18 protein-coding genes and 2 pseudogenes are annotated in these 21,054 nt (G+C 73.5%); 13 read left to right on the forward strand and 7 right to left on the reverse strand.

The window, feature by feature from the left end; genetic code table 11:
- Positions 1-22 precede the first annotated feature (22 nt).
- The 3 genes from ACZ7LK_RS26840 to ACZ7LK_RS26850 form a co-directional block, all read right to left on the reverse strand.
- Entirely contained in the window at positions 23-1,276 is a 1,254-nt protein-coding gene (locus ACZ7LK_RS26840; protein WP_471143845.1) for a PP2C family protein-serine/threonine phosphatase, read from the reverse strand.
- The gene (locus ACZ7LK_RS26845) at positions 1,276-2,079 is read right to left on the reverse strand and encodes an alpha/beta fold hydrolase (protein WP_471143847.1); all 804 of its coding nucleotides are present in this window, start codon (positions 2,077-2,079) and stop codon (positions 1,276-1,278) included. The genes ACZ7LK_RS26840 and ACZ7LK_RS26845 overlap by 1 nt, the downstream gene beginning before the upstream one ends.
- Before the next feature lie 207 nt (positions 2,080-2,286).
- On the reverse strand, positions 2,287-3,243 hold the full coding sequence (locus ACZ7LK_RS26850) for a quinone oxidoreductase family protein (RefSeq protein ID WP_392277200.1): 957 nt from the start codon (positions 3,241-3,243) through the stop codon (positions 2,287-2,289).
- A 454-nt stretch (positions 3,244-3,697) separates the two neighbouring features.
- On the opposite strand from ACZ7LK_RS26850, the gene ACZ7LK_RS26855 reads away from it, so the two are divergent.
- From ACZ7LK_RS26855 to ACZ7LK_RS26865, 3 genes are all read left to right on the forward strand, one after another.
- Positions 3,698-5,761: an RICIN domain-containing protein gene (locus ACZ7LK_RS26855; protein ID WP_471143849.1), complete on the forward strand. Its 2,064-nt coding sequence runs from the start codon at positions 3,698-3,700 to the stop codon at positions 5,759-5,761.
- Positions 5,762-5,874: 113 nt separating this feature from the next.
- Entirely contained in the window at positions 5,875-6,513 is a 639-nt protein-coding gene (locus ACZ7LK_RS26860; RefSeq protein ID WP_392277202.1) for a hypothetical protein, read from the forward strand.
- Positions 6,514-6,827: 314 nt separating this feature from the next.
- Positions 6,828-7,223 carry a VOC family protein gene (locus ACZ7LK_RS26865; RefSeq protein WP_471143851.1) on the forward strand — a complete coding sequence of 132 codons (396 nt, stop codon included), beginning with the start codon at positions 6,828-6,830 and terminating at the stop codon, positions 7,221-7,223.
- 94 nt (positions 7,224-7,317) lie between these two features.
- Here the strand turns inward: ACZ7LK_RS26865 and ACZ7LK_RS26870 are convergent, their stop codons facing one another.
- Entirely contained in the window at positions 7,318-7,551 is a 234-nt protein-coding gene (locus ACZ7LK_RS26870) for a hypothetical protein (RefSeq protein ID WP_392277203.1), read from the reverse strand.
- Between the two features lie 448 nt (positions 7,552-7,999).
- On the opposite strand from ACZ7LK_RS26870, the pseudogene ACZ7LK_RS26875 reads away from it, so the two are divergent.
- The 3 genes and pseudogenes from ACZ7LK_RS26875 to ACZ7LK_RS26885 all read left to right on the forward strand — a co-directional run.
- Positions 8,000-8,281 (forward strand): annotated as a pseudogene (locus ACZ7LK_RS26875) (DUF6817 domain-containing protein); the annotation flags it as partial.
- A gap of 270 nt (positions 8,282-8,551) precedes the next feature.
- On the forward strand, positions 8,552-9,460 hold the full coding sequence (locus tag ACZ7LK_RS26880) for a ketopantoate reductase family protein (protein WP_471143869.1): 909 nt from the start codon (positions 8,552-8,554) through the stop codon (positions 9,458-9,460).
- Positions 9,461-9,623: 163 nt separating this feature from the next.
- The gene (locus tag ACZ7LK_RS26885) at positions 9,624-10,574 is read left to right on the forward strand and encodes an SCO6745 family protein (protein ID WP_471143853.1); all 951 of its coding nucleotides are present in this window, start codon (positions 9,624-9,626) and stop codon (positions 10,572-10,574) included.
- A gap of 16 nt (positions 10,575-10,590) precedes the next feature.
- Here ACZ7LK_RS26885 and ACZ7LK_RS26890 read toward each other — a convergent pair whose 3' ends face one another.
- Positions 10,591-11,640 carry an aldo/keto reductase gene (locus ACZ7LK_RS26890; protein WP_392277205.1) on the reverse strand — a complete coding sequence of 350 codons (1,050 nt, stop codon included), beginning with the start codon at positions 11,638-11,640 and terminating at the stop codon, positions 10,591-10,593.
- Positions 11,641-11,879: 239 nt separating this feature from the next.
- On the opposite strand from ACZ7LK_RS26890, the gene ACZ7LK_RS26895 reads away from it, so the two are divergent.
- Positions 11,880-12,770 carry an SDR family oxidoreductase gene (locus tag ACZ7LK_RS26895; protein ID WP_392277206.1) on the forward strand — a complete coding sequence of 297 codons (891 nt, stop codon included), beginning with the start codon at positions 11,880-11,882 and terminating at the stop codon, positions 12,768-12,770.
- Between the two features lie 138 nt (positions 12,771-12,908).
- Here the strand turns inward: ACZ7LK_RS26895 and ACZ7LK_RS26900 are convergent, their stop codons facing one another.
- Positions 12,909-14,489, reverse strand: a complete 1,581-nt coding sequence (locus ACZ7LK_RS26900; protein ID WP_469465016.1) for a M4 family metallopeptidase — start codon at positions 14,487-14,489, stop codon at positions 12,909-12,911.
- 485 nt (positions 14,490-14,974) lie between these two features.
- The gene (locus ACZ7LK_RS26905) at positions 14,975-15,985 is read right to left on the reverse strand and encodes a ketopantoate reductase family protein (protein ID WP_392277207.1); all 1,011 of its coding nucleotides are present in this window, start codon (positions 15,983-15,985) and stop codon (positions 14,975-14,977) included.
- 217 nt (positions 15,986-16,202) lie between these two features.
- Between ACZ7LK_RS26905 and ACZ7LK_RS26910 the strand changes: the two genes are divergently transcribed.
- The 6 genes and pseudogenes from ACZ7LK_RS26910 (at position 16,203) to ACZ7LK_RS26935 (ending at position 21,005) form a co-directional block, all read left to right on the forward strand.
- Positions 16,203-16,901 (forward strand): class I SAM-dependent methyltransferase, encoded by a 699-nt coding sequence (locus ACZ7LK_RS26910; RefSeq protein WP_471143855.1) that lies wholly within the window; start codon positions 16,203-16,205, stop codon positions 16,899-16,901.
- 74 nt (positions 16,902-16,975) lie between these two features.
- A complete protein-coding gene (locus tag ACZ7LK_RS26915; protein WP_392277209.1) occupies positions 16,976-17,830 on the forward strand; it encodes a DMT family transporter in 855 nt (284 codons plus the stop codon).
- A 276-nt stretch (positions 17,831-18,106) separates the two neighbouring features.
- Positions 18,107-19,525 carry a D-glucuronyl C5-epimerase family protein gene (locus tag ACZ7LK_RS26920; RefSeq protein ID WP_469465008.1) on the forward strand — a complete coding sequence of 473 codons (1,419 nt, stop codon included), beginning with the start codon at positions 18,107-18,109 and terminating at the stop codon, positions 19,523-19,525.
- A gap of 277 nt (positions 19,526-19,802) precedes the next feature.
- On the forward strand, positions 19,803-20,009 hold the full coding sequence (locus ACZ7LK_RS26925; protein ID WP_392277211.1) for a hypothetical protein: 207 nt from the start codon (positions 19,803-19,805) through the stop codon (positions 20,007-20,009).
- Positions 20,010-20,101: 92 nt separating this feature from the next.
- Positions 20,102-20,411 (forward strand): annotated as a pseudogene (locus tag ACZ7LK_RS26930) (dienelactone hydrolase family protein); the annotation flags it as partial.
- A 123-nt stretch (positions 20,412-20,534) separates the two neighbouring features.
- Positions 20,535-21,005 carry a hypothetical protein gene (locus ACZ7LK_RS26935; RefSeq protein ID WP_392277222.1) on the forward strand — a complete coding sequence of 157 codons (471 nt, stop codon included), beginning with the start codon at positions 20,535-20,537 and terminating at the stop codon, positions 21,003-21,005.
- The last annotated feature ends 49 nt before the right edge of the window (positions 21,006-21,054 follow it).

Consider the following 21,054-nt stretch of genomic DNA (forward strand, 5'->3'; position numbering starts at 1 on the left):
TCGGGGGGCATCGGGCGGTGACTCATCGATCGCGGGCCGGCACGCCGAGGGCGAGCAGGGCGGTGTCGTCATCGAGGCCGTCCCCGAAGCCCTCGAGCAGACCGGTGAGGGCGGTGATCACCTCGGGGGCTCCGGCCGGTGCCAGGCCGGAGACGAAGCCGAGCAGGGCCTCGTCGCCGTAGAGGGCGCGCTCCTCGCCGACCCGGGCCTCGGTCAGCCCGTCGGTGTAGAGCAGGAGCGTGTCCCCCGGTCCGAGCACCGTTGTCGCGGGGGTGAACCGGGGCGTGGGGAGGATGCCCACCAGGAGCCCGCCGGGCGTGGGGAGGTATTCCGCCCGGCCGTCGGCCCGCAGCGCGAGGGCCGGGGGGTGGCCGCCGGAGGCGAGGTGCACCGTGGCGGAGTCACCGTGGGGTTCCACGGTGCCGAATATCGCGGTGCAGTAGCGGGGGTCGCCGGCGGCGTAGCGCTCGTGCAGCACCGTGTTGAGGGTGGCGAGGACGGCGACCGGGTCGGGGTCGTGCAGCGCGGCGGCACGGAGGGTGTAGCGGGTCAGTGAGGTGACGGCGGCCGCCTGGGGGCCCTTGCCGCAGACGTCGCCGAGGAAGAAGGCCCAGCGGTCGCCGTCCAGGGGGAACAGGTCGTAGAAGTCTCCGCCGAGCCGGACCGGCGATGCCGTGTGGTAGTAGCAGGCGGCCCGTACGCCTGGCACCTCGGGGAGGGCGGCGGGCAGCAGGCTCTGCTGGAGTACGGCGAGGGCTTCCCGGAGCTGTTCGCGGTCGGCCTCGGCCTGCCTGCGGGCCTCTTCGGCGGCCTTGCGGCCACGGAGGAGTTCCGTCTCATAGGCGCGTCGTTCACGGGCGTCGAAGACGGTGGTGCGGATCAGCAGGGGGTCGCCGTCGCCGCTGGTCTTGACGGTGGAGGTGACCAGTACGGGGTGCCGGCCGCCGTCGGCGGACTTGAGCTCCAGGGCGATCTCGTTGACGCGGCCCTGCATCCGCAGCAGCGGGCCGAAGTGGGTGTCGTAGTAGATCTTGCCGCCGACGGTGAGGAGGTCGGCGAACCGGACGCGGCCCACCACTTCTTCCCGGGTCCGGCCCAGCCAGCCCAGCAGGGTGCTGTTGATCTTGGCGATGGTGCCGTCCATGAGGGTGGAGAGGTAGCCGCAGGGCGCCGACTCGTACAGCTCCTCGGCGCTGTCCTCCAGCAGGGCCGAGAAGGCCGCGTCGTCGGCCTCGTGGTTCTCCGGCTGTTCGGGGCCCTGCGCCGTCCGGCACATCACCTCAGTGTCCGTACGAAGGCGAGGATCGCCCCGGCGGTGGCCTCGGGCGCGCTGAGCTGAGGGCAGTGGCCGGTCGCGTCGAGGGTGACGAGCGTGCTGCCGGCGATCGCGGCGTGCACGTAGGCGCCCACCTCGCGGGGCGCGATCGCGTCCTGGGAGCACTCCAGCACCAGCGTGGGCACCGTCACGCCACGCAGGTCCTCGCGGCTGTCGGAGAGGAAGGTGGTGCGGGCGAAGACGCGGGCGATGTCGGGGTCGGTGGCGCAGAAGCTGTTCGTCAGCTCCTCGCCGAGTTCCGGGCGGTCGGGATTGCCCATGATGACCGGTGCCATGGCCGCGGACCAGCCCAGGTAGTTGGCCTCCAGCGACTCCAGGAGCTCGTCGATGTCGGCGGCGCTGAAGCCGCCGCGGTAGCCGGCGTCGTCGATGTAGCAGGGCGAGGGGCCGACCATCACCAGGGAGCCGATGCGCCCGGGCGCGGCGGCGGCCGCGAGGACGCCGACCATGGCGCTGACCGAGTGCCCGACGAACACCACGTCGCGGAGGTCCAGTTCCTCGCAGATCTCCACGACGTCACGGGCGTAACCGTCGAGGGAGGCGTAGCGGTCCTCGCTCCACGCCGACAGGTCGGAGCGCCCGGAACCCACGTAGTCGAACAGCACCACCCGGTGGTCCTTCGCGAGTTCCGGCACCACCAGGCGCCACATGTTCTGGTCGCAGCCGAAGCCGTGCGCCAGCATGAGCACCGGAGCGTTCTCGCGCCCGGTCACGGTCACGTTGTTTCTGCCGCGTATGTCCATGCGGGCATCCTCCCATCCCGCCGCGCCCTGCCCGACGTGCGGTTTCGACGCGTGCGCGGCCCCTGTCGCCCCGCTCGGGTCATCCGTGCGGGGATCAGGGGGGAGTGCCCCGGCGCGCGGTGGGCAATCCCACCGGGACGCGTGTCGAAGGTCTCACCCGGCCGGGGTGCCCGCCCCGCCGCGCGCGGCGGGGCTGCCCGGGGACGCTCAGCGGGAGGTGTCGAGGATCAGCTTGCCGACGGTACGGCGGGCGCGGAGGTCCTCGTGGGCGCGGGCCGCCTCGGCCAGCGGGTAGACGCCGCCGACCCGCGGCACCAGGCGGCCGTCACCGACCATGGCCAGCAGCTCGGCCATCGGCTCCCGGTACATGCCGGGGCGGCCGACGGCGTGCATCAGCCAGAAGCCGACGACCGCACGCGAGCGGCCCATCAGGTGCGCGGCGTGGACGGGTTCGGGTGCCTGGCGGCCGGCCATGCCGTACGTCACGAGCCGGCCGAAGGGCGCGAGCGCGGCGAGGGAGGCGTCGAAGACCGGGCCGCCGGTCATCTCGAGGACGACGTCGACCTTCCTGCCCCCGTTGGCCTCCGTCAGCCGGTCCTTGAGTCCCTCCGCCCCGGAGTCGACGGCGACGTCCGCGCCGAGCGACAGGGCGAGGTCACGCTTCTCCGGGGTGGAGGCGGTGGCGATGACCCGTCCGGCGCCGAACTCCTTCGCGAGCTGGACGGCGAGCGAGCCGGTGCCGCCGGCGGCGGCGTGCACGACGACCGACTCGCCCGGGGCGACGCGCCCCGCGGTGCGCAGCAGGTGCCAGGCGGTGAGGCCCTGCACGATCAGGGCCAGGGCCTGGCCGTCGCTCACCGATTCGGGGATGTCGATGGCCAGGTCCTCGCGCACGGACGCCTTCTCGGCGTAGCCGCCGTAGTTGTCCGCGAGGGCGACGACCCGGCGCCCGTCCTCGGTACGCCCGGCGACCTCGCCGCCCGGGATCATCGGCAGGACGGAACGGGACAGGTAGGAGTCCTCGACCGCGTGCGTGTCGGCGTAGTTGATGCCGGCCGCCGAGACGTCGATCAGCAGGCGGCCGGGCTCCGGCCGGGGCTCGGGCACCTCCACGGGTCGCAGCACTTCCGGTCCGCCGAATTCGGTGACGTGTATCGCACGCACGGTCGCTCCTCACTTCCCTGGCCTGTCCTGCGGGCTCCTGTGGAGCCCACGGCGTCACGGTCCCACCAGGCAGGGAAGATTACCAACTGCTCAGTATGTGAGCTGCGCCACGCTCGCCGCTCCGGATGGCTTATGGATTCCCCAAGTATCCGTTTCACCCGCCACACCATGCGTAAGGGCGGGATTTCTTTGGAGTGAGGGATTCCGTTGACAGGCCGTCGAATAGCGCTCGCTCTTATCTCAATCGGATAACGAGGACTTCCGAATGGGCTGGACCAATTCACTCGTGAGCACCCAACTGACCTGTTAGAAGCGGATTTTGAGTCATCGTCAATTCGAACCATCAGGTAACGGAACGCACATATTCTTTCGGCCCCTCTATGTCTGAAATTTCCTCCCCCGGCGTTCTGGCAGGCTTCCGCGCACCGTTCCCCGATCAAGGAAGAGGTGCCCCGTGTCAGGACGTCGAAGACTCGAGCCGCAGCGCCGCAGGAGGCCACGGCTCATACTCGTCACGGCCGCCGTCGCGGCCATGGCGGTCATGGGAGGCGTGGCGTACGAGACCACCCGGCCGGCCGGGGGGACGGACGACCGCCCCCTGCCGCTGGCCCAGCCCGCCGGCACCCCGGCCGCGGCCCCCGAACCGGCCGCCGCACCCACCCGGGACGACGAACCGGAGCCCCTCCCCAAGAAGCCGAAGAGCGAGCCCGACCGCGGCCTGGTCTACGAAGGCCTGACGCCCGCGCCCGAGGGGGATCCGTGCGCCGGCGTCTACCGCACCACGACCGGCCACTGCACGCACGGCCCGGACGCCCCGCCGAAGGGCGTCGACATCAAGAAGGACACGCCCCCCGCCGTCCGGACGACCACCCCCGCCGCGGACCCCGCGGAGCCCGGGCGCGGCGCGTCCGGCGACGAGCCGGCCGGTCCCGCACTGCCCCGGACCGCCACCCCCGCGCTCGACGCCACCGCGCCCAAGGCGGGCGGACCCCCCGCGGCGGCCGGCTCCGGCGCCCGCAAGGCGCCCGCCGACGGCCCCGCCGGCCAGACCGTGCAGTGCGACGGTGACGGCACGACCGGCAACCGGGTGCAGGTCGTCTACGCCCACGCCCCCGGAACGGACCGGTACGCCACGTACCTGGCGTCGTTCCGCAAGTGGGCGGCCGACGCCGACCTGATCTTCTCCGAGAGCGCCAAGGACACCGGCGGAGTGCGGCACATCCGTTACGTCACCGGTTCCGACTGCGTGCCGACGGTGCTGAACATCGAGCTCCCCGCCTCCGCGCTGGGCGAGTTCAGCGCCATGAACCGGGCGCTGGCCGCCCGGGGCCTGGACCGCCGGGACCGCAAGTACATGGTCTTCGCCGACACCCAGGTGTACTGCGGCATCGGCACCTTCGCGGGTGACGAGCGGCCCGCCCAGAACAACCTCAGCAACTTCGGCCCCTCCTACGGCCGTACGGACACGGGCTGCTGGGGCGGTCACACCGCCGCCCACGAACTGGGCCACAACCTCGGCGCGGTGAACAACAGCGCGCCCAACACCAGCCGCGGCGCGCACTGCACGGACGAGTGGGACGTGATGTGCTACTCGGACAGCCCGTACTACCCGCGGATGCGTTCCGTCTGCCAGGACGGCGCCTACGAGAACCGGCTGGACTGCAACCACGACGACTACTTCCACACCAGTCCCCGGCCCGGCAGCTACCTGGCCACGCACTGGAACATCGCCGACAGCCAGTTCCTGATGCGCAACCGGGGCACCGACCGGCCCGATCCGGCACCGACGCCCACCCCCACACCGACGGGCGGGCCGACGACCGGGCCGTCCACGGCACCCGTGGTCACGGTCGGACAGATCGCGCCGGACTCCGCGGTGGCCACCTGGCCGGCCGTCACCGGCGCCACCTGGTACCAGATCTTCCTGGACGGCAAGCCCATCGGGTGGGTGCAGACCACCAGCGCCCGCGTCTACAACCTGCGGCCCGGCACCGACCACACCCTCGCCGTCTCCGTACGGGACAAATCCGGGCGTGACAGCGGTCCCGGCAGGGCCACGTCCTTCCGCACGGCGGGCAACGGCGGCGGTACCGCGCCGAACACGCGCTACCTGCTCACCAACGGCCCCACCGGTACGGCCGCGGAGGTGTGGGGCGGCAGGACCGCCGACGGCACCGTCCTCGTCGGATCGCAGCGCAACGGCTACGCCCAGCAGCAGTGGTACGTCGACGACGCGGGCAGCGGTTTCAGCCGTCTGCGCTCGGCCGCGACGGGGAAGTGCCTCCAGACCGGCGGTACGGCCGGCCCCGGCATGTGGGTGTCCCAGCAGCGGTGCGGCGACGTCGCCGCGCAGCGGTGGAGGATCGCCCCCGGCGGCGGCGGTGTGACGATCACCGCCGGGACGAGCGGCTTCGTGCTGGGCGTCAGCAACCGCCCGTACTACGGCTCGTGGCTGATCGAGCTCCAGCACGCGGTGTCCGGACCGGCGCAGGTCTGGACGGTCGAGAAGGCCGCGTGACCCCCACCCGCCGGCTCCGGCCGGCCTGAACGACGGCCGGCGGGCGGCAACCGACCGCCCGCCGGCCCCGCTCCCCTCGGAGGACGACTGTGCAAGCGCACCGACCGGCGGCCGTGACCACCGCTGCCGCCCGGGCCCTGGCGGTGACCGTGCTGACGGTCCTCGCCACCGCCGCCGCCACCGGTGCCGCCCGGGCCCACGGCGGCACCCTGGCGGTCGACATCGCCGGACACCGGCAGGGACACGTGACCGCCCGGGTCACCTGGGAGAACGACGCGGACCCCCTGGACGAGCGGGTGGCCGCCACCGTCAACGCCGTCAGCGCCGACGGCAGCCGCACCGCCGGGCCGTGGCTCCTGATACCCGACCCCGTGGACGACGGGCGTTTCACCACCGCCGAGGCGTTGCCTCCCGGCCGCTGGACCGTGGTGGTGGAGGCGGGCCACCCGGGCCTCGGCCGCGACACGGCGGACCTCACCGTGCCCGCCGCCGCACCGGCGTCGCCCGCGCCCGCCGCGCCCGCGCGCGGAGCCGCGGGGGCCGCCGGTCCGACCGCACCCGCCGAAAGCGCGGGCGGGACGACGCCCACCACCACGAGGGCGACCGCGGAGGCGGCGGCCACGTCGGCGGCGGACTCCGGCGTGCCGGGCGGGACTCCCCTCGTCCCGGTCGCCGCGGCGGGCGTCCTGCTGACCGGCGGCGCGGCCGCCTTCCTCGCCGTACGCAACGCGCGCCGGCGCGGCAGGACGTAGCCTCGCCGTTTCGGTCGGCGTGCGGCCGATTGCTGGCCGGGAAGGCGAAAGTGCCTTCCGAGCTGGGACGATAAAATTGTCGCCAGGGCCAGGTCGCAGATGTCCGAAGGTGGAGACGGCGGCAGCCCGGCCACCTGCGGCTTGCCAGCCGGTTCACGCACGGCACAGAACGGATTCGCTTGCCGTCCTCTCGACTGGCCCCGCCACTCTTCCAGCCGGGTCCGGAGCCCGCCCACGGCGACCGTGCCCCCGCAAACGAGCGGTCGCCTCTAGGGTGCGTAGCGTGAAGGTCCACCGATCGGCCCGGAGGTGCCATGCCCCTGCGGATGAAGTTGACCGCGATAACACTCGACTGCCCTGATCCGGTGGCTCTGGCGTTGTTCTATCAGCAGGCCACCGGACTCGAACCCCACCCGAAATCAGACGCCGATTTTGCCGGTCTCAGTGGTGAGGACGGACTCTTCATCGGCTTTCAACGGGTCGACGACTACCGGGCTCCGCGCTGGCCGGACCAAGCCGTTCCCCAGCAGTTCCACCTCGACTTCGAGGTCGAGGACCTGGACGAGGCCGAGGCCCGGCTGCTGGAGCTGGGTGCGGGCAAGCCGGATCACCAGCCGGGTGAGGAGAGGTGGAGGGTCTTCACAGATCCGGCTGGTCATCCCTTCTGCCTGGTCGAAGGCAAAGAGAGCGAGCCGGCCCAAGGCAGTTGAGGACCCGGGCACCCGGGGCGCGCCCTCGCACGTTGACCCGGTCGAAGCGCGTCGTCGAGACGCTTCGTCGGGCGGCGCACGGAGCCCACGCCGGTCAGGAAAGCAGGTGGCGGACCGCAGTGATGCCGGAGGCGATGGCGCGATCGGCGACGTTGCCGAAGCCCAGCACCAGTTGTGCGGGGGTCGTGGCGTGCGTCGAGCGGTACAGGCTCATGCCGTAGAGGCCGACGGACCGGGCCCGCGCGGCGGTGACAACGGCCTGCTCGTCGGCCAGGGGGCTGAGATGCGCGATCGCGTGGAAGCCGGCGGCCAGGCGCGACGCGGGCATGGGCCTCGGCGCGGTGGGTTTCGCGCTGCTCGCGGACCGGACCGGCTACCCCCTGGCGTTCGCCCTCAGCGCCGTACTGATGCTGAGCGCCGTGGTCCCGGCATGGCGCGACCGCGGCGACAGGGGGGGCAGGACCGGCCGGGTCGGCCCTCCGCTGCCGGAGGCCCCGCCCCAGCCAGGAGCCGGGGGCAGCGGCCCTCGGGGAGGGGTGGGGACCGGTAGGCGCGACGTTCGGCAACCATACGTAGGCGTCCATCCCGCGGACACCCAAGGCAAGACTTAGGACCGGAGAAGCAAACCCTAGGATTGACTGGGGTGTTGGGGCGCTCGATGATCAGTAAGGGGTCGGCCCAGGGCGGCAACCCGCCTCCGCGCCTTCGCGACGAATCGCACCTGAAGGCGGGGGGAGGCGGGTGCCGACCCGCCCACACAGAGAGGACCACCTCCCTTGTCCACATCACCCCCGGCCTTCGCCCACGCCATCGCGCTCCTTCGCGAGCTCGGTGCCGCAGATCTCGATCACCCGGGCGGCACCCTCCTCGCCCACCTGACACGCGTACAGGAACGACTCGCCGCGTGGGGCGCTCGTCCCGCTCTGCAACTGGCCGGCCTGTGCCACGCGTTCTACGGAACCAACGGCTTTCCCACGGCGTTGCTGCCACCGGACCGCCGAAGTGAACTGGCCGCGGTGATCGGAACCGAGGCCGAAGAGCTCGTCTACGCCTATGCCGGCTGCGACCGGGACGCCTCCTACCCGAACCTGGCCCAGACCGATGCCCCGATCCGGGACCGGTTCACCGGCCGCGTCTTCACCCCCAGCCTTGAGCTGAGGCGGGACCTTGCCGAACTGACCGCAGCCAACGAACTGGACATCGCCCATGGCGACCCTGACTTCCGCCTGAAGTGGGGGCCCGGTCTCCTCACCCTGTTCACGCGCTTCGGACCACTGCTGACCGCATCCGCATGGAAGGATTGCCGCGCCGTGCTCACACCCTCCCCGCTGGTTACGGAAGTCTCAGCCCGCGCGTGGACCGTGGCCGTCCTCGGACCGGGAGGCGTCGGCGGCCTGCTGGCCGCGCTGCTGTCCCGCGCCGGACACCGGGTGATCTGCTTGGCGGGAGAGGCAACGGCACATGCGCTGCGGCGGGACGGCCTCCACGTGCGCAGCGCTCAGTTCGGTGACTTCGACGCCCAGGTTGAGGTGGACACCGAGCTGCGCGAGCCGGTCGATCTGTGCCTGGTCACCGTCAAGCAGACCGCCCTCGAAGAGGCACTGGTTCGGGTACCGCTCGGTTTCGTCCAGGATGGCCTTGTGCTGCCATTGCTCAACGGCATCGAGCACACGGCCGCGCTGCGTCGGCGCTACGGCGCACAGCCGGTCGTCCCCGGCGCCATCCGCGTCGAATCGACCCGCGTCGCTCCGGGGAGCATCGAGCACGGCAGCCCGTTCACCGAGATCGACCTCGCCGGACCGGCGGCACGCCTTGCTCCGCTGGCGACGATGCTCACAGCCGCCGGCGTGCACGTCCGCGTGAGTGAGGACGAGAGTGCCACTCTCTGGGGCAAGTTCGCCTTCCTCGCCCCCTTCGCGCTGCTCACCACCCGCTACGGACTCACCATCGGCGGTGTACGGACGCGGCACCGCAAGGAACTGGTGGCTCTCGTCGAGGAGGCCGCAGCCGTCAGCTCTGCCAGCGGCGCACCGGTCGACCCGGCCCAAACCCTCACGAGGTACGACGCGTTTCCGCCGGACAGCAAGTCTTCGATGCAGCGAGACGCCGAGGCCGGCCGGCCGCTGGAACTGGACGCGATCGGCGGGGCGTTGCTGCGCGCAGCAGCGCGGCACGCGGTCGCCGTGCCGGTCACGGCACGGCTGGTGGACGAGCTCACGAAGGCACCCCATCCGTGACCTTCTGTACCCACCGCCCGGGGTCCGGGGATCACTGGTCAAGGACGCTGGTGAGGAGTCCGTTCATCAGCAGGCACACCGCACCGTGTTCCGGCGGCGGCCCGGGGCACGTTGTCCGGGAACCGCTGGTGCGGTGCCGGGCGCCCGGCACAGAATGCGGGGCATGGACCCCGCCACGGACACCGCCCCCGCCTCCCCGGACCCCGCCACGGACACCGCCCCCGCCTCCCCGGACCTCGCCACGGACACCGCCCCCGCCTCCCCGGCCGAGCGCACCGCCCGTCTGGTGTGGACGCTGGCCGAACCGGTGCACGCGGTCACGTACTTCGCGCCGGAGTGCCGCGCGGCGTTCGAGGAGGCGGGGCTTCGTGGCTTCTGGCGCGGCTACTTCGCCGGCCGGGCGGCTCCGCTGGGCGCGGTGGGGCCGGCGCCGGTCACCGCCGCCTTCTTCTCGTTCGCGCCCGGCATGGTGGCCCGGGCCCTGCCGTCCGTCTGGGACACCGTCACCCCGGAGAAGGCGCTGCACATACGGGCCGAAGGTGCCCGGGCGGCGCTCACCCGGCTGCTCGCGGGCCGGGAGCGGGAGGCGGAGCACGCGGCCGCCTCGCTGGCCCGGTACGTGACCGGCCTGGACTGCGCCGGCCGCCCGCTCGCCGCGGTGAACGCGGCACTGCGCCGCCCGGACGACCCGCTCGCCCTGCTGTGGCACGCGGCGACCGTCCTGCGCGAGCACCGGGGTGACGGCCATGTGGCCGCGCTCGTCGCGGCGGACCTGGACGGTTGCGAGGCGCTGGTGCTGCGGGCCGGAACCGACCTGCCGCGCGCCGAGCTGCAACCGTACCGGGGCTGGACGGACGGGGAGTGGGAGGCCGCGGCCGCGCGGCTGGCCGGTCGCGGGCTGCTGGACGCCGCCACGGGGCGGGCCACGGCCGCGGGCCGCCGCGCCCACGCGTCCGTGGAGGCGGCGACCGACCGCGCGGCGGCCCGTCCGTGGCACGCCCTGCCCCCGCACGAGGCCACGGGGCTCCTGGCCGCGCTCACCCCGCTCTCGGAAGCCTGCGCGACGGCGCTGCGCTTCCCCAACCCGATCGGCCTGCCCGACCGCCGCGCGTGACGCCCGGGGGGCGGGTTCAGACGGCGGACCTGGATCCGGCCGGGCGCCGCCGCAGCGCCGGCGTGGTGAGCGACGGCGGGGCCCAGACACCGTCCGGAGGGTAGACGTCGGTCCCGGGCGGGACGATGGCGTCGATCCTGTCGAGGGCGGCGTCGTCCAGCCGTACGGACGCTCCGTCGAGGGTGTCGCGCAGTTGCCCCATCGTGCGCGGGCCGATGATCACCGAGGTGACGGCGGGGTGGGCGAGCGGGAAGGCGACGGCCAGGTGCGGCAGGGAGCAGCCCAGGTCCTCGGCCACGGCGACGAGCCGCTCGACGGCGTCCAGTTTGGCCGCGGTGCGTGGTGCCGCCGGATCGAAGCGGTCCGGGTGCAGGGTGGGGCGTCCGCTGCTCATATCGACGGCCCGGCCCTTGCGGTAACGGCCCGTCAGGAAGCCCGAGGCCAGCGGGCTCCACGTGAGCACGCCCATGCCCAGCCGCTGCGCCACGGGCAGTACGTGCCGCTCGACGCCCCTCGCCAGCAGCGAGTAGGGCGGCTGCTCGGTGCGGAACCGCTGGAGACCGCGGCGGTCGGCCACGTGGTACGCCTCGACGATCTGGTCCGCGGGGAAGGTGGAGCAGCCGAACGCCCTGATCTTCCCCTGGCGCACCAGATCGGTCAGGGCGGAGAGCGTCTCCTCCACGTCGGTGGTGTGGTCCGGCCGGTGCACCTGGTACAGGTCTATCCAGTCCGTTCCCAGCCGGCGCAGGCTCTCCTCCACCTCCCGGACGATCCAGCGCCGTGAGTTGCCGCCCCGGCCGGGCCCGTCCCCCATGGGGAAGTGCACCTTGGTGGCGAGCACCACGTCGTCGCGCCGGCCCTTGAGCGCCTTGCCGACGATGGTCTCGGACTCCCCCGCCGAGTACATGTCGGCGGTGTCGACGAAGTTGATGCCCGCGTCCAGCGCGGCGTGGACGATCCGGACGCACTCGTCGTGGTCGGTGTTGCCGACGGCTCCGAACATCATGGTGCCGAGGCAGTAGGGGCTGACCGTGATGCCGGTCCCGCCCAGTACGCGGTGGCGCATGCGACTCTCCCTGGAATCGTCCCTCGTGGCTGTCCCTCGGGGGCTGTCCCTCGGGGCTGTCCCTCGGGGGCTGCCGGTGACCCTACGAGTTGGAGTCCGCTCCATGGCAAGCCCCGCCTCGCGGGGGACACGGCGCCCGGCGCTGCGGGTGCGGTCGCCGGGACCGGCCGTCAGGCTGGGAGCCGGTGGGCCGGTGGGCGGTGGGCCGGTGGATCACATGGAGGAGCGGGAGTCGTCGTATGGGAACGCAGGAGAGCCCGTTGTACGGCCGTACGGCGGTCGTGACGGGGGCGGCCCGGGGTCTGGGCGAGGCGATCGCGGTGCGGCTGGCCGAGCGCGGGGCGCGGGTGGCCCTGCTCGGGCGTGAGGAAGGGACCCTGGCGGCGGTACGCGAACGCCTCCCGACCGAGTCGGTGTGCTGGGAGGTCGACATCACGGACGACACCCGGATGGCCGAGGTCGCCGCGGAGGTGACGGAGCGGCTGGGACCGCCGTCCGTGGTCGTGGCGAACGCCGGACTGGCGGAGGGAGGGCCCTTCCACCGCTCGGACCCCGCCGTCTGGCGGCGGGTCGTCGAGGTGAACCTGGTGGGCAGCGCCATCACCGCGCGCGTGCACCTGCCGGCGCTGTTCGAGACCCGGGGCTACTTCCTCCAGGTCGCGTCGCTGGCCTCCATCGGTGCCTCGCCGATGATGAGCGCGTACTGCGCCTCCAAGGCGGGCGTGGAGTCGTTCTGCCACTCGCTGCGCGCCGAGGTCGCCCACCGCCGTGTGGCCGTCGGCATCGCGTACATCAACTGGACGGACACGGACATGATCCGGGACGTCGACGCCCACGCGGTGCTGCGGGAGCTGCGCGGCCACATGCCGCCCCCGGCCAGGAAGGTGTACCCGGCGCCCTACGTCGCCGAGCGGCTGGTCCGCGCGGTCGAACGGCGGCGTCCCTCGGTCTACGTACCGTCCTGGCTGCGCGCGACGCAGCTCGTGCGGGCCGCGATGCCGCCGGTGGTGACGGCGCTGTCGCGCCGGGAGCTGCCCCGGCTGGCCAGGGAGCACCCGTTCGAGGCCACCGGTCTCCTCGGCGCGGGCGGCGAGGCCGACGCCTCGGCGTCCCGCCCTCCCGGACGCTGACGTCCCGGGCGCGCGGCGAGCGCCAGGGCCGGTGCGCCGCCGACCGGGATCACACCGAGGTGGTCCTCCACGGGTACGGCGGCGCGGGGACCGTGCCGCCGTACCCCGGTGGACCGTCGGCGAACCGGCGGTGAACCGTTACTTCACGTTGACGGCCGCCCAAGCGCGGTTGACGGCCTGGTACTCGGCGCTGTTCGCGCCGTACAGGTCCGTCGCCGCCTGGAGCGTGGCCGTGCGGGCGCCGGCGTAACCCGTGGTGGACGTCATGTAGGTCGTCAGGGCCTTGTACCAGACGTGGTAGGCCTTGGCGCGGCCGATGCCGGTGACCGAGCCCCCGTCGTAGGTGGGCGAGTTGTAGCTCACGCCGTTGATCGTCTTGGCGCCGCTGCCCTCCGACAGGAGGTAGAAGAAGTGGTTGGCGACACCCGACGAGTGGTGCACGTCGAGCCGGCCCACGGACTTCGACCAGTTGTCGGCGGAGCTGCCGTCCTTGCTCGGCTTGTCCATGTAGCGCAGCGGGGTGCCGTCGCCCCGGATGTCGATCTTCTCGCCGATGAGGTAGTCGCCGGTGTCGTTGGCGTTGTTGGCGAAGAACTCGACGGAGGTGCCGATGATGTCGCTGGTCGCCTCGTTGAGACCGCCCGATTCGCCGCTGTAGCGGAGGCCGGCGGTGCGGGAGGTCAGGCCGTGGGTCATCTCGTGGCCGGCCACGTCGATGGAGGTGAGCGGCCGGCTGTTGCCGGCGCCGTCCCCGTACGTCATGCAGAAGCACTGGTCGGACCAGAAGGCGTTGACGTACGCGTTGCCGTAGTGGACGCGGGAGTAGGCGGCCTTGCCGTCGCCGGCGATGCCGTTGCGCCCCAGCTCGTTCTTGTAGAAGTCCCAGGTGAGGGCAGCGCCGTAGTGGGCGTCGGCGGCGGCGGTCTGGCGGTTGGAGGCCAGGCCGTTGCCCCAGACGTCGTCGGCGTCGGTGAACAGGGTGCCGGTGCCGGTGGTGCCGCCGTTCAGGTCGTACGTCTTGTGGCCGCCGCGGGCACCGTCGGTGAGGGTGTAGCCGGAGGTGCCGGGCGTGGTGCCGAGCGGGACGGTGCCGCTGTACTGGCTGGTGCCCGTACCGGTCTCGATCGCCTCGTAGGTGTGCAGCCGCTTGCCCGTGGTGGCGTCGGTGATGACGTGCAGTTCGCTCGGGGTGCCGTCGTGCTGGAGCCCGTGGACGACGGTCTCGTAGGCGAGGGTGGGCTTGCCGGTGGCAGCCCACACCACCTTGCGGGGCGCGTCGGTGGTGGCCTTCGCCGCCGGGGCGTCCTCGGCGGCGGCGGTCAGCGCGCCCTTGCGGGCGCCGGCCGGAGTGACGGCCGCGTCGGTGCTCGCGACGGCGATACGGGCGCCGGTCGCCTTGGTGACGCCCTTGTTCCTGCCGTCCTTGGCGGTGTGGACGACGAGGTCACCGCCGAGCACGGGCAGGCCGGCGTAGGTGCGCTCGTAGCGGGTGTGCACCGTGCCGTCGGCGTCCTTGACGACGTCGCGGACGACGAGCTTCTCGACCGCGGTGTCCAGGCCGATGGTCCGGGCGGTGGTGGGAGCGCCGGCCTGGGCCTGCTGGAGGGCGGCCACCCGCTGGGAGGCGCTGAGCGGGGCGGCGGCGCCCGGGGCCGGGGCGCCCCCTTCGCGGTCCACGGAGGCGGTGGCGGTGCCCGCCTGGACACCGACGACGACCATGGCGGCGGAGGCGGCGAGGGCGGCGGCGCGTATGGAAACGCGGGAGGTGCGGGAGTACGGGGACACGATGGTCTCCTTCTCTCGGTCCGTGGGGGTGGTGGGGATGGCTGCGAGAGTGCCAGGAGATGACCATCGGTTGACAGATATTGATCAAGTATTTGACCAGCTCTTGTCCTAAGGGCGCAGACCAACGTTCGCTATGCGGACAGGAGTTGGTGTGTTCCCCGTGTTTGCGCCCAACCGCTCACAGGTGTCCGGGTTGCGGCCCTCTGCGATGGTGACGGCTGATCCGGCCGTCCTCGGGCGAGGCGTGCTCTTCTCACTCCCCAACTCCCCCAACTCCGCCACGGGGCCGGGCGCGTACGGCGGCAGCGGTCCGGGGCGGCCGATGGGGAGACGGCGCGGTCAGGAGGGGACCACGCGGTCGAGGGAGGCTGCGGCGGAGTCAGGTGGTGGCGGCGCGGTCGACGGAGGCGGTGACGCGGTCAGCTGGTGGCGGCGCGGCCCGCCGCCTCGTCGGCGAGGGCGGTGAGGTCCCGCACGGACATGGCGCCCGGCGGGAGACCCTTGCGGGCGAAGATGTTGGCGGCGTGGCGCAGCACGTCGTTCACCGGGGTCGGTACGCCGTGCAGCCGGCCGAGCAGCGAGATCTCGCCGTTCAGGTAGTCCGCCTCGATGGAGCCGGTGCCGCGGGCCAGGCTCTGCCAGGACGAGCCGCCCCGGACACCCGGCGGCTGGTCCACCCTGCCGTCGCGCGCCCGGGACTGCTCCTCCCGGGAGGCGTACGCGATGCCCGCCGCCGCGAAGGCCGCCTCGGCCTCCTCGACGGCCCGCCGCAGCAGCGCCGTTTTGGCCGGGTCCGGTTCCGGGCCGGTGGTGGCCTGGATCGCGTTGCCCAGGTTGTCGAGCAGCTTGGCGTACTTCCACCGCATCACGTCGTCGACGACCGGCGCCCCGAAGCCGGCGGCGACGAGGTCGTCCGCCACCCGCCCCGCCAGCGGATCGCTGCCGCCGGCCGCGAGCCCGACGTGCAGGATGCCGGTCAGGGGCGCGCACAGGGCGGACACGGCACCCGGCCGCAGGAACGTCGACGGGAGCCAGACGCACACCCCGTACACCCGGGCGAACCGCCGCAGCGCGAGCCGTTCGCTCTCCACGCCGTTCTGGAGACAGAACACCGGCAGCCGCTGGGCCGCCGTGCCACCGCCCGCCACTTCCGCCTCGCCCCACGTGTCGAGCGCGTCGAGGGCGTGCTGGGTCTTCACCGCGAGCAGGAGTACGTCGTCGCGCCGCAGAGCCCCCAGGTCGGCGGGGCCGGTCGCGACCGGCGGCCGGTGCACACGGGTGCCGTCCGCGGTGGTGAGCCGCAGCCCGTCCGCCCGCAGGGCCTCCGCCTGTGCGCCCCGCGCCACCAGGACGACGTCCTTGCCGGCCTGGACGAGCCGGCCGCCGACCGTGGCGCCGACCGCGCCCGCACCGATGATGATGTACCGCATGGGGGTGAGCCTCGCACACCGCCCGCCGACGTCCTGCCGCGACTCCCCCGGTCCCGCGCCCGGCCCCGCGCCGGGCCCTGGCACCGCCCCGCCGCACGGCGCGGTCGGCGGGGACCCTGGCCGGTGGCGGGGACCGCGGATACCGTCGGGTCCCGGGCCCCGCGTCCGGTTCCCGGTCCGGTTCCGGTCCGGACCCGGGTGACACGGAGGAGGACGGGTGGGCGAGAGCCGAAGCCAGGGACGGGGCGAGGGCGAGGGCGACCGTGTGGGGGAGGGCCAGGCGCCACGGTCCGCGAGGGTGTCCGCCGCCGACGTGTTCGACGCGGTGGGCGCCCGTTACGAGGAGGTCTTCGCCGGCGTACCGGGCCAACTGGCCGCCCTGGACTGGCTCACCGGCTGCCTGCCGCCCGGCGCGCGCGTCCTGGACGTGGGCAGCGGCACCGGCCGGCCCGTCGCCGAAACCCTGGCCGGGGCGGGGTTCGCGGTCACCGGGATCGACGTGTCGGCGGAGATGGTCCGGCTGGCCCGGGAGCGGGTCCCGGCCGCCTCCTTCGAGCAGGCGGACGTGCGCGCCTACCGGCCGCCGGAGGGCGGGTACGACGCGGTGTGCGCGTTCTTCCCCCTGCTGGTGATGGACCAGCCCGAGGTGGAACGGTCCCTGGCACGGATGGCGTCCTGGGTGGTTCCGGGCGGTGCGTTCGCCATGGCCACCGTGCCCGGGGACATCAGGGGCCTGGACATCGTGTGGATGGGCCATCCGGTCACCGTCAGCAGCCTCGCCACCGAGGACCAGCTGCGGGTGCTGCGGGAGGCCGGGCTGGAGGTCGTCCACCACCACACCGCGCTCTACCGGCCGCACGGTCCCGGCGCGGAACCCGAACCCCATCTCTACGTCCACGCCCGGCGTCCCGGGTAACCCTCCGGCGACGCGGCCGGGGCCCGGCCGTGTCGTGACCGCCGGCGGGCCCCGCGTCCGACGAGGATCGGTGGATGGGCGTCCTCCTCCCCACCCTCTTCGCGCTGTGCGCGGCGGCCGCCAACGCCGTCGCCACCGTCCTCCAGCGGCGCGCCACCCTGACCGTCCCCCAGGCACAGGGCCTCCGCCCGCGGATGCTGCTCGACCTGCTGCGACGCCCCGTCTGGCTGGCCGGCATCCTGGCCGTCATCGTCGCCGGCGTCGGCCAGGCGGCCGCCCTGGCGACCGGTCCGCTGACTCTGGTGCAGCCGCTGTTCATCATGGAACTGCCGCTCGCCCTGCTCATCGGCTCCCTGGCGGACCGTCAGCGGCTCCCGCCCCGACTGTGGGGCGCCGTGGCCGCCGTGGTCGTGGGCCTGGTGGTCGCCCTGCTGGCGGCCTCGCCGAGCGGCAACCGCACACGGGTGCCGCTCGACCGGTGGATCCCCACGCTGGCGGTCTGCGCCGTGGTGGTACTGGTCCTCACGGCCGCCGCCCTGCGGAGGCCGCCGGGGGTGGCGCGCGCCGCCTGCCTCGGGGCGGCCACCGCGGTGTGCTACGCCCTGACGGCCACGCTGATGAAGACCTCGATGCACATCCTCGACGACGAGGGCGTGGGCGCGTTCTTCAGCACCTGGCACACCTACGCCTTCGCGCTCTGCGGAATCTGCGCGCTCCTGCTCCTCGAACACGCCCTGCAAGGCGGGCCGCTCGTGGCGTCCCAGCCCGCGCTCACCCTCGGGGACGCGACCGTCAGCCTGACCCTGGGCGTGCTGCTGTACGAGGAACACGTACGCACGGGCTGGTGGCTCGTGCCGGAACTGGCCGCGGTCGCGCTCATCGTCGCCGGGGTGTTCGCCCTGGCCCGCGCCGGCGCCACCGCCGCCTGAGCGCCGCCCGGGCGGGCGGTGGGGGTGCGCGGCTTCACCCGGATGCCCGGGCCCACCGTGGAGGTCCCACACCTGTACGACGGGGGCGGATACGCTCGATTCCGCGCGAGGCCCTCCCCCCGAGCGAGCCTCCGTACTCCCCTCCCCTCACCTCCCCTCACGGCTCCGGCTCCCGCTCTGCCACACCCGGCCGCGGCCGCTCCCCCCACAGCCCCGATGGCCGACGACGGCCCCGATGAACCCCATGGGCGGGGCCTTCCTCTGTCCGGAGACTCCATGAAACAGGCCGGCTACCGGCTCGTCACCGATCTGCCCGACGGCTTGCGTCCCTGGCGGGACCGCCCGGTCAAGTGGGCCAACGTCTCACCGTCGACCGGCCCCTACCGGCTGGACGCGGCCGGTGTGTACCGGTACTTCCCGGGTGGCGGCAGCGTCGGCCACGACCATCCCGTCGGTCAGGCGCAGTTCGGACTCGGCTGCGTCGCAAGCCACCGCACCGAGCCCGACCCCGCCCGCAAGGCCCTGTTCCTCACCCGGGCCCGGGCGCAGGCCGACCGGCTCATCGCCCGGCGCAAGGAGGCGCGCGGCGCCTGGTGGTTCCCCTACGGCTTCGACTTCACGCACCAGGTCCACTCCGGGGTCGACTACCGGGCCCCCTGGTACTCCGGCATGGCCCAGGGCGAGGTGCTCAGCCTGTTCGTGCAGCTCGCCCAACTGGACACCCTCGGCGCCGCCGACCGGGACCGGTACCGCCAGGCCGCGGACCGCACGTTCCCCTCGCTCCAGGTCCTCGACGACGGCGTCCCGTGGGCCGTGAACGTCGACAACGCGGGCTACGCGTGGATCCAGGAGTACCCGGGCGCGCAGCCGGACGCCGGGGACTACACGTACAACGGGATGATCTTCGCGATGTTCGGGCTGTACGACTACCACGTCGCCACGGGCAGCGGCCCCGCGGCCGACCTGTACGACGCGTGCGCGACGACCATCGCCCGGTACTTCCCGCTGCTGCGGAACAAGCGCTGGTACTCGTACTACTGCCAGACCCACCGCATCCCCGCGCCCACCTACCACCAGCACCACATCCACCTGTTCCAGCAGCTGCACCGGCAGACCGGCAGCCCCGACTTCGCCGAGCACGTCGACCGGCTCGTGGACGACTTCCCGGCGCCCGGTGTGCGCGGCACGATCGCGTTCCGGGCGGGCACGCACACGCTCCTGCGGTTCGACACGGCGCCCGGCGGCGCCTGGACGTCGGGCGGGGACGACGTCCAGCTCAAGCGGCGCACGGTCATGTTCTCCCGCGACACCCGGGCGCCGGCCGCCATGCGGCGCCGGATCCGGGGGCGCGGCGTCCACTACCTGATCGGCGCCGGATCCTACGCCGGCTGGTGGGTCGGCGAGTTCTGGCCGAAGAGCTACCTGCTCGGCGAGCTGCTGCCCACTCCGTACCGGCCCACGCGCGCGCTGACCTTCCCCGGCGGCGACGTACCGGTGGAGACGTACCGGATCACCGCCGACGGCACCGTGGCGGCCACCGAGACGGTCGCTTCCTCCGAGCCGGTACAGGTGCAGGCCGACCGGCGGTCCGTGGTCAACGGCCGGGCCATGTTCCGGATCGCCGCCGGCGGCCCCACCGGCCACTGGGTACCGGCCGCGTCCGTCACGGCGGACACCCGGCCCGCCGTCGGCTGAGACGGCCGGAACGGGCGGGGCGCGCGATCGGCCGGAACAGGCGGAGGGCCGTCGGCCGGGGCGCGTGATGCGACCTTGCCGAGCACGTGAGCGTTTTTCGGTCGTGACCCTGTTGCGTGGCCGAAACCGATGCCATGCTGTGGGTCGCGCGACCGCCCGGCGTCCCGCCGGACGGCAGTGCGACGGCCCCGCCCGGGGTGCAGCCATGGGTGGGGCCGCGCCGCCTCCCGGCTCCCCACGGGAGGCCAGGCGCGTGTGCCCCGACGTGGAGGTGCTGATGAGCGACGAGTACGGCTTCCGGTCCCCCTCACCCGCCGACCGGTGCGCCGTCCGCACCGTGGTGCCGGTGTCCGAAAGGCCCCTGACCGACGAGGACCTCCTGGCGAGGTACCCGGCCTTGCGCGAGGTCGCGGAGCGCTGGGCGGCCCAGGAGCGTCCGCCCGGGCGGGCGGGAACCCGCTCGCCCGACTCCGCGTGGCACTGACCCGCACCCACCCCGCTCACGCGTGACCGAGCCGTTCCGCCGAGGGTGAAGAACGGCCCGCGCGGGTGCGGCGGCGACAACGGTCCGTCGGCATGACCACGGTCACCACTCGCACGGTCACCACTCGCACGGTCACCTACCCGGCCGACGGCCTGGCGATGGTCGGGCACCTCTCGCTCCCCGACGGCGCGGACCGCCGGCCGGCGGTCCTGATCGGGCCCGAGGGGCCCGGCCTGAACGACTTCCAGCGCCGCCGGGCCGACGCCCTCGCCGAACCGGGCTACGCCGTACCGGCGTTCGGCATCAACGGGAGGCGCTGGTTCACCGACCCAGGAGATGCCGGCGTACGTCACCCCGCTGCTCGCCGGCCCCGACCGGATGCGGGGCCTCGGCCGGGCGGCCGGCCACGCCCCCGGCCCGTACGACGGCCCGCGCACCCCCCGGGCGGGGTGGTGCGGACCGGCTGCGGGAGCGCGGCGGACGTGCGAACCTGGACATGAGCCCACGGACGAGGCGGGTCGTCGGATGGACATCGAACTCACCTATCACAGAGGGCTGTGGCGCCGGATCGGCGACGTGGACATCACGTACGGCCGGCGGGCGTGGCTGGACAGCCGGCCCCGCGGCCTGGGCGCGTGGACCCTCGAGTACGACTCGCTCGGTTCCCGGCTGCGAGCCGTGGGGGACGCCGAGATCACCTACCGCAGGTGGAGCAACCAGCCGCTCACGGTCGGAGGGTGGACCTGCGAGCACAGCAGGTTCGGCGCGCGCCTGCTGCGCATCGGACCGCACGAGCTGCGGTACAACCGGCTCGGCAGCCGGGTGTGCGGCGTCGGCCCGCTCGAGGTCCTCTACGACCGGTTCGGCAGCCGCCCCATCCGCGTACGGCTGGGCGGCGGCGCCGAGTCGCTGACGGGCGACCTCCTCCTGGCACTGTTCCTCGCGCTGTACTGGCAGGAGGAGGCCTGGGAGGCGGCCCGCCGGTCCCGAAGCTGACCGGTGCGCCGCGCGACCGGCCCCCGGCCTCCCCGGGAGGCCGGCCGGC

It is taken from the genome of Streptomyces sp. NPDC039423 (assembly GCF_055598725.1).

Bases quoted from the DNA above. Each gene is read 5' to 3' on its own strand.
- ACZ7LK_RS26840 (WP_471143845.1), bottom strand. From the start codon at position 1,276: ATGTGCCGGACGGCGCAGGGCCCCGAACAGCCGGAGAACCACGAGGCC.
- ACZ7LK_RS26845 (WP_471143847.1), bottom strand. From the start codon at position 2,079: ATGGACATACGCGGCAGAAACAACGTGACCGTGACCGGGCGCGAGAAC.
- ACZ7LK_RS26865 (WP_471143851.1), top strand. From the start codon at position 6,828: ATGCCCCTGCGGATGAAGTTGACCGCGATAACACTCGACTGCCCTGAT.
- ACZ7LK_RS26870 (WP_392277203.1), bottom strand. From the start codon at position 7,551: ATGCCCGCGTCGCGCCTGGCCGCCGGCTTCCACGCGATCGCGCATCTC.
- ACZ7LK_RS26885 (WP_471143853.1), top strand. From the start codon at position 9,624: ATGGACCCCGCCACGGACACCGCCCCCGCCTCCCCGGACCCCGCCACG.
- ACZ7LK_RS26890 (WP_392277205.1), bottom strand. From the start codon at position 11,640: ATGCGCCACCGCGTACTGGGCGGGACCGGCATCACGGTCAGCCCCTAC.
- ACZ7LK_RS26895 (WP_392277206.1), top strand. From the start codon at position 11,880: ATGGGAACGCAGGAGAGCCCGTTGTACGGCCGTACGGCGGTCGTGACG.
- ACZ7LK_RS26900 (WP_469465016.1), bottom strand. From the start codon at position 14,489: ATGGTCGTCGTCGGTGTCCAGGCGGGCACCGCCACCGCCTCCGTGGAC.
- ACZ7LK_RS26905 (WP_392277207.1), bottom strand. From the start codon at position 15,985: ATGCGGTACATCATCATCGGTGCGGGCGCGGTCGGCGCCACGGTCGGC.
- ACZ7LK_RS26915 (WP_392277209.1), top strand. From the start codon at position 16,976: ATGGGCGTCCTCCTCCCCACCCTCTTCGCGCTGTGCGCGGCGGCCGCC.
- ACZ7LK_RS26920 (WP_469465008.1), top strand. From the start codon at position 18,107: ATGAAACAGGCCGGCTACCGGCTCGTCACCGATCTGCCCGACGGCTTG.
- ACZ7LK_RS26925 (WP_392277211.1), top strand. From the start codon at position 19,803: ATGAGCGACGAGTACGGCTTCCGGTCCCCCTCACCCGCCGACCGGTGC.
- ACZ7LK_RS26935 (WP_392277222.1), top strand. From the start codon at position 20,535: ATGGACATCGAACTCACCTATCACAGAGGGCTGTGGCGCCGGATCGGC.